Origin of the sequence: Brenneria populi, assembly GCF_036016195.1 — a bacterium.
In the GTDB taxonomy this organism is placed as follows: Bacteria; Pseudomonadota; Gammaproteobacteria; order Enterobacterales; family Enterobacteriaceae; genus Brenneria; species Brenneria populi.
This window is the reverse complement of the sequence record NZ_JAYWTM010000031.1, coordinates 55,006-61,005: the sequence shown is the minus strand read 5'-3', so window position 1 is coordinate 61,005 and position 6,000 is coordinate 55,006. Positions and strand designations below refer to the sequence as shown.

Sequence of the window (6,000 nt, the reverse complement as noted above, 5' to 3'; positions counted from 1 at the left end):
CTCCTCCTCCGGCAGCGCCGCCCTAGTGGCCGCGGGCGCGGCGGATATGGCCATTGGCTGCGATCAGGGCGGTTCCATCCGTATTCCCTCGGCCTTCTGCGGCACCTACGGCATGAAGCCGACCCACGGCCTGGTGCCCTACACCGGCATTATGCCCATCGAGGCCACCATCGATCATGCCGGCCCCATCACCGCCAGCGTGCGCGACAACGCTCTGATGCTGGAAGTCATCGCCGGAGCGGATGGACTGGATCCGCGCCAGTATGCGCCCAAAACGGAAGCCTACAGCGAAGCATTGAGCAAGAGCGTAAAAGGGCTGAAGATCGGCATCCTGACCGAAGGTTTCCAGTTGCCGAACATGGATGCGCGCGTCGCGGAAAAAGTGCGTGCCGCCGTCGCTCGGCTGGAAGCGCAGGGCGCGATCGTCGGCGAAATCTCCGTGCCGGAGCACGGCCTGGCCGGGGCGCTCTGGTCCCCCATCGGCTGCGAGGGTCTGACCGCTCAAATGATGCACGGCAACGGTATGGGCTTTAACTGGGAAGGCCAGTACGACGTGGCGCTGTTGGACAAGCACGCCCAATGGAGAGACAACGCTGACGCGCTCTCTCCGTCGCTCAAGATCTGCATGTTCGTCGGCCAGTACGGACTGGAACGTTACAACGGCCGCTACTATGCCAAAGCGCAGAATATCGCGCGCCGCGCCCGCGCGGGTTATGACCGGGCGCTGGCGCAGTACGACCTGTTGGTGATGCCGACGCTGCCTATCGTCGCCCAACCGCTGCCGGAAGCGGGCTGCTCCATCACCGAATACATTGCCCGCGCATTCGAAATGATCGGCAACACCGCGCCGCAGGATATCACCGGCCATCCGGCCATGTCCGTTCCCTGCGGCATGGTGGACGATCTGCCGGTGGGAATGATGCTGGTGGGACGTCACTTCGCGGAAAGCACTATCTATCAGGCCGCTGCCGCCTTCGAATCAGTTGGCGACTGGCGGACGTTTTGACACCACTGTAGGGAAAACATGCTATGAACCACAAACACGACCACGATCACACCGAGCCACCGGCAGAAATTGAACTGCGCGTGCGGGCCCTGGAATCCCTGTTGCAGGAGAAGGGGCTGATCGACCCCGCCGCCCTCGACGAACTGATCGACACCTATGAGCACAAGATAGGGCCGCGCAACGGCGCCCGGGTGGTCGCCAAAGCCTGGAGCGACCCAGAGTACAAGCGCCGCCTGCTGACGGACTCCACCGCCGCCATCGCCGAGCTGGGCTTCTCCGGCGTACAGGGCGAGGACATGCTGGTGGTGGAAAACACGCCGCAGGTGCACAACGTCACCGTCTGCACGCTGTGCTCCTGCTACCCCTGGCCAGTGCTGGGACTGCCGCCGGTCTGGTACAAGTCGGCGCCCTACCGCTCGCGCATCGTCATCGACCCGCGCGGCGTGCTGGCCGACTTCGGTCTGACCATCCCGGCGCATAAAGAAGTGCGCGTCTGGGACAGCAACGCCGAGCTGCGCTATCTGGTGCTGCCCGAGCGGCCGGATGGCACGGACGGCTGGAGCGAGGAGCAACTGGCCGATCTGGTCACGCGCGACTCGATGATCGGCACCGGACTGGCCGTCACCCCCTGACTCACTGAGGAGAATACGATGAACGGGATACACGATTTAGGCGGTATGCACGGCCTCGGCCCCATCATCACCGAGGAAAACGAGCCGAATTTCCACTACGACTGGGAACGCCGGGTTTTCCCGCTGTTCGCCTCGCTCTTCGTCGGCGGCCACTTCAACGTGGACGAGTTCCGCCACGCCATCGAGCGCATGGACCCGGCCCACTATCTGGAGGCGAGCTACTACGAGCACTGGCTGCACGCATTCGAAACGCTGCTGCTGGAAAAAGGCGTCATCACCCTCGACGAACTGCGGGGAACGGCGAAACCTACGCCCGCCGCGCCGGGCACTCCGGTGCTGACCAAAGAGATGGTGCAGCCGGTGGTCAGCACCGGCGCCTCCGCCCGCGTCGGCCACGACGCGGCGCCGCGCTTCAAGCAGGGCGACCGGATACGCACGAAAAACATCCATCCGGAAACGCATACCCGCCTGCCGCGCTACGCGCGCGGCAAGACCGGCACCGTGGTGGCCGATCACGGCGTATTCATCACGCCGGACACCGCGGCGCACGGCCTGGGCGAGCATCCCCAGCACGTCTACAGCGTGTGCTTCACCGCCAAGGAGCTGTGGGACAAGCTGACGCCGGACAAGGTATACATCGATCTGTGGGACGATTATCTGGAGGAAGCATAAGCATGACGACCAATAATGACGACTATGCGGCGATCGACCTGCCGCGCGACGAAGAGGGCCCGGTGTTCGACAAGCCGTGGCAGGCCAAGGCGTTCTCCCTGATCGTCCATCTGTACAAGGCGGGTCTGTTCCCCTGGTCGGAGTGGGTGCACACATTCAGCGAAGAGATCAAGGCCGCGCCGGCGCAGCCGGGCGAAAGCGTCAACGACGCTTACTACCGCCAGTGGACGGCGGCGATGGAGAAAATGACGGAGACGCTCGGCCTGACCGCCCCGGACGACATCGCGCTCCGCACGCGGGAGTGGCGCCAGGCGTATCTCAATACACCCCACGGCCAGCCCATTCTGCTGGCGAACGCCAGTTGTCCGCCCGAGCACAGCCACGGCCATCATCAGTTGGGCGTACCGGTGACGATCAGCCCGGCGAAATAATTTTTCACCTGCAACCGTTATAATGACAAAAGCCGTCCGTCAGGACGGCAAAGGAGGTATCCATGCATATCGAACCCGGTCTCGTCGACGCTGGAAAAATCTGGCTGAGCTACGCCACAGCGGCGGGCGCCGCCACTTACACGCTTAAACTGGCGATGGACGCCGCGCGTCAACACGGTCTGTTCTCGCTTGCGGGGCGTTCCCTCGCCGCCACCGCACTGGTGTTCTGCTTCTTCGAAGTCATGCCGCACCACCCGGTCGGGGTCTCCGAAGTGCACCTGATCCTCGGCTCGACGCTCTTCCTGCTGTTCGGCGCGGCGCCGTCGGCCGTCGGGCTGGCGCTGGGGCTGCTGATCCAGGGGATGTTCTTCGCGCCGTTCGACCTGCCGCAGTACGGCATGAACGTCACCACGCTGCTGGTGCCGTTGTTCGCATTGTCGGCACTGGCCGGCCGCATCATCAAACCGGATACGCCCTATGTGGAACTGCGCTATCGCCAGGCGCTAGCGCTGTCCACGGCTTATCAGGCCGGCATCGTCGCCTGGGTCGCCTTCTGGGCCATCTATGGCCAAGGCTTCTCGGCTGAAAACCTGACCAGCGTGCTGTCGTTCGGCGGCGCCTACCTGTCCGTCATCATCGTTGAACCGCTGGTCGATCTGGCCGTGCTGGCCATCGCCAAAACGGCACGCCGTCTGCGCGGCAGCGCGCTGTTGGAACAGCGTCTCTACATGGCCAAATGATAATCCCCACTAGCTGCACCGCGTCCGCGCGGCGCAGCAGAGAATGAGTACATGGTCACTCAGTTCTTCCTCATGCTCGGCGAGCTGACGTTTAAGACGGGCATTTTCCGTGGCCAGTTATTGCTAACGTTCGGAAGCCGTACTTTGCTGGCGTTGTTTAGTGCGCCAAGTATAGAGCTCAGAGTTATGCAGACCAATCTCACGGGCGGGTTTGGGGTAACTGCAACCCAGCGCTTGCCAGGCTGCGGCGTGTCCCTCAACCAGAGTAAAGCCCAGCTTATCGGAGCAGGTAGGTCGTAAGCAGTAGAGATTGATTCGCCAGCGACCACGCCTGACTCTTGGCTCGCGGCTATATGTGAAGCCGACGCCCGGACCGATGGCGGATCAGCCGCAGACAAGTACGACACGTCCGAGCGTGGGTGTGCCTTCGGCATACGCATGGGCCTGCGCCGCATCCGCAAGCGCAAAGACCCGGTCTATGAGCACCTCGAGGCTCCCATTGGCTGCCTGCTCCAGCATCCGGGAAACCGTCTGATGCACCTCGGGTTTTTCAAGCTGCGTTCCCATGAACACGCCAAGCAACGACTGATTCGCCTGAAGCGCGGGCCACAGATCAACCTGCAGCGTCGCTCCACCAGCGTTGCCAACGAAGACCAATCTCCCCTCCGGACGCAGCACCGCCAGGGAGTCCTGCAAGGTCGTTCCAACCGGATCCACAACCAGGTCGACACCTCGTCCCTCGGTCAGGCGCATGACCGTCTCCACCACATTGACCATCCGACGGTCGATTGCGTGATCCAGTCCAAGTGCCGCCAGGCGTTTGCCTCTTTCCACGCCGGATACCGTCCCGAGCACGGTTGCACCAGCCTGACGCGCGAGCTGTACGGCAGCGCTTCCCACGCCGCCGGCCGCCGCCTGAATCAGGACGGTTTCGCCGCGCTTCAAGCCGCCGCGCGCGAAAAGGCAATGATGCGCGGTTCCGTACGCGATTGGCAGTGCTGCAGCAACCACCATGTCGAGCCCCTCCGGTACCCGCCAAGTCTTACTAGCGGCTACGGCGCGCAATTCGGCATGCGAGCCCGACATATCGAAGCTCGTGACCCTCTGACCGACCTGACGGTCGTGAACATCACGACCTACTGCAACGACCTCGCCTGCCGCCGCATAGCCGATGACGTAGCCGGGATAAGGCGGCGGCGATGACGCGCGGTTGATCAGATCCCCTCTTTCGAGGGCGACAGCCTCCACCCGAATGACAACACCGTTGGGCGGACAGAGCGGGTCGGGAACGTCCGTATAACGAAGGACATCCGGTGATCCGGGTTGATCGTAGACAACTGCTTTCATGGTTTCCCTCAACCGAACTGCTTTAGGATTTCGAGTCGCGTGGCGCGATCCGTCTTATATTGCCAGCGTTCTTTGAGGCAGTTCTTCAGTTACGGCGCGGAAGCGGCGAAGGCGGCGAAACGCCATCTGTGTGCATCTCCCTCTTACTTAGTGTAGCCTGCCTACGCTTGTTTCCTGCGCAGTGCTTCTTCAAGTTTTTCGCGTCCACTACCCAGCAGCCATGAACGCAACGAGACGAGTTCAGGATTGATTTCTCGCATCAAATCGAGGTCTACTCGCTCTGCGAGCGGGCCATCTTCCAGGCTTGATGCCATGTGCGCCAGATCGGCATTGGCGGCCAGAAGCTCATCCGGGAAGCGGGAATAGGTGATAGGTCGGCCAGCGGCTTGCGAAAAGGCCGACTCCAGTTCATGGCCCGTCACGCGATCGCTGGCAATCTTCAACGTCATCCTGGCAAACCGCGCCTTGTCCGCGAACATAGCGGCAACGATTTTCCCAATGTCTTGCACGGCAGTGAGCTGGATTGAACGATCGCGGTGGATAAGGGAAAACAACCGCCCTTCATCGAGGCCAAAGCCAGGTCGCACGAGCATCTCCATGAAGATCATAGGACGGACGATGGTTGCCGCGAGCGGCAGTCCGCGGATGTGTGCCTCGATACGAGGCTTGGCGTCGAAGCGCGGGACACCTGTCAGTTTGTCGCCAGCGCTCGCACCCGAGGAATAGATGAAATGATCGATGCGGCTTTTTGCTGCCAGATCAGCGATGCATGTGCCATAACAGACCTCATCCTCTGCCGACAGGTTGGCTGGCATCACGCTGAAGACGCCATGCACATCCGTCATGGCCGACGAGATGACATCGACATTATCCAATGACCCATGCACGAGTTCGGCGCCGGCTTCCCGCAGCGCGATTGACGCGGGTTCGGATGGATCTTGTACCAAAGCGCGAACGGGCCAGTGAGCCTTCAGGAGCGCTTTGGCCACCGCTCCGCCTTGTCGTCCGGTGGCGCCGAAAACCATGATGGGGCGATGTACTTCGTTCATGATTGAGCTCGAAAAAAATGAGAATGTCATATTCTTTCCTCAATATTCATCCTTCCAGCCAATTCCATCGCACGGAATCTGCACGCGACTCGGTGACAAATGGATCATGCAGGTTATCTGGCG

At 61.8% G+C, this 6,000-nt stretch carries 7 protein-coding genes and 1 pseudogene; 5 read left to right on the top strand and 3 right to left on the bottom strand.

What is annotated here, in order from left to right:
* From VSX58_RS20275 to VSX58_RS20255, 5 genes are all read left to right on the top strand, one after another.
* A partial coding sequence (locus VSX58_RS20275; protein WP_327619683.1) for an amidase occupies positions 1-1,006 on the top strand: 1,006 nt, incomplete at its 5' end.
* Positions 1,007-1,029: 23 nt separating this feature from the next.
* On the top strand, positions 1,030-1,638 hold the full coding sequence (gene nthA, locus VSX58_RS20270; RefSeq protein WP_327619682.1) for a nitrile hydratase subunit alpha: 609 nt from the start codon (positions 1,030-1,032) through the stop codon (positions 1,636-1,638).
* A gap of 18 nt (positions 1,639-1,656) precedes the next feature.
* Positions 1,657-2,310, top strand: a complete 654-nt coding sequence (gene nthB / locus VSX58_RS20265; protein WP_327619681.1) for a nitrile hydratase subunit beta — start codon at positions 1,657-1,659, stop codon at positions 2,308-2,310.
* Positions 2,311-2,312: 2 nt separating this feature from the next.
* On the top strand, positions 2,313-2,741 hold the full coding sequence (locus VSX58_RS20260; protein WP_327619680.1) for a nitrile hydratase accessory protein: 429 nt from the start codon (positions 2,313-2,315) through the stop codon (positions 2,739-2,741).
* A gap of 62 nt (positions 2,742-2,803) precedes the next feature.
* A complete protein-coding gene (locus VSX58_RS20255) occupies positions 2,804-3,481 on the top strand; it encodes an energy-coupling factor ABC transporter permease (protein ID WP_327619679.1) in 678 nt (225 codons plus the stop codon).
* A gap of 57 nt (positions 3,482-3,538) precedes the next feature.
* Here the strand turns inward: VSX58_RS20255 and VSX58_RS20250 are convergent.
* From VSX58_RS20250 to VSX58_RS20240, 3 genes and pseudogenes are all read right to left on the bottom strand, one after another.
* Positions 3,539-3,694, bottom strand: a pseudogene (locus tag VSX58_RS20250) (transposase); the annotation flags it as partial.
* Positions 3,695-3,865: 171 nt separating this feature from the next.
* Entirely contained in the window at positions 3,866-4,828 is a 963-nt protein-coding gene (locus VSX58_RS20245; RefSeq protein WP_327619678.1) for a quinone oxidoreductase family protein, read from the bottom strand.
* Positions 4,829-4,989: 161 nt separating this feature from the next.
* Positions 4,990-5,907, bottom strand: coding sequence for an NmrA/HSCARG family protein (locus VSX58_RS20240; RefSeq protein ID WP_407654905.1), 918 nt, complete (start codon positions 5,905-5,907; stop codon positions 4,990-4,992).
* Positions 5,908-6,000: the final 93 nt, after the last annotated feature.

Coding starts and splice junctions, on each gene's coding strand:
- nthA (WP_327619682.1), top strand. CDS start 1,030: ATGAACCACAAACACGACCACGATCACACCGAGCCACCGGCAGAAATT.
- nthB (WP_327619681.1), top strand. CDS start 1,657: ATGAACGGGATACACGATTTAGGCGGTATGCACGGCCTCGGCCCCATC.
- VSX58_RS20260 (WP_327619680.1), top strand. CDS start 2,313: ATGACGACCAATAATGACGACTATGCGGCGATCGACCTGCCGCGCGAC.
- VSX58_RS20255 (WP_327619679.1), top strand. CDS start 2,804: ATGCATATCGAACCCGGTCTCGTCGACGCTGGAAAAATCTGGCTGAGC.
- VSX58_RS20245 (WP_327619678.1), bottom strand. CDS start 4,828: ATGAAAGCAGTTGTCTACGATCAACCCGGATCACCGGATGTCCTTCGT.
- VSX58_RS20240 (WP_407654905.1), bottom strand. CDS start 5,907: ATGACATTCTCATTTTTTTCGAGCTCAATCATGAACGAAGTACATCGC.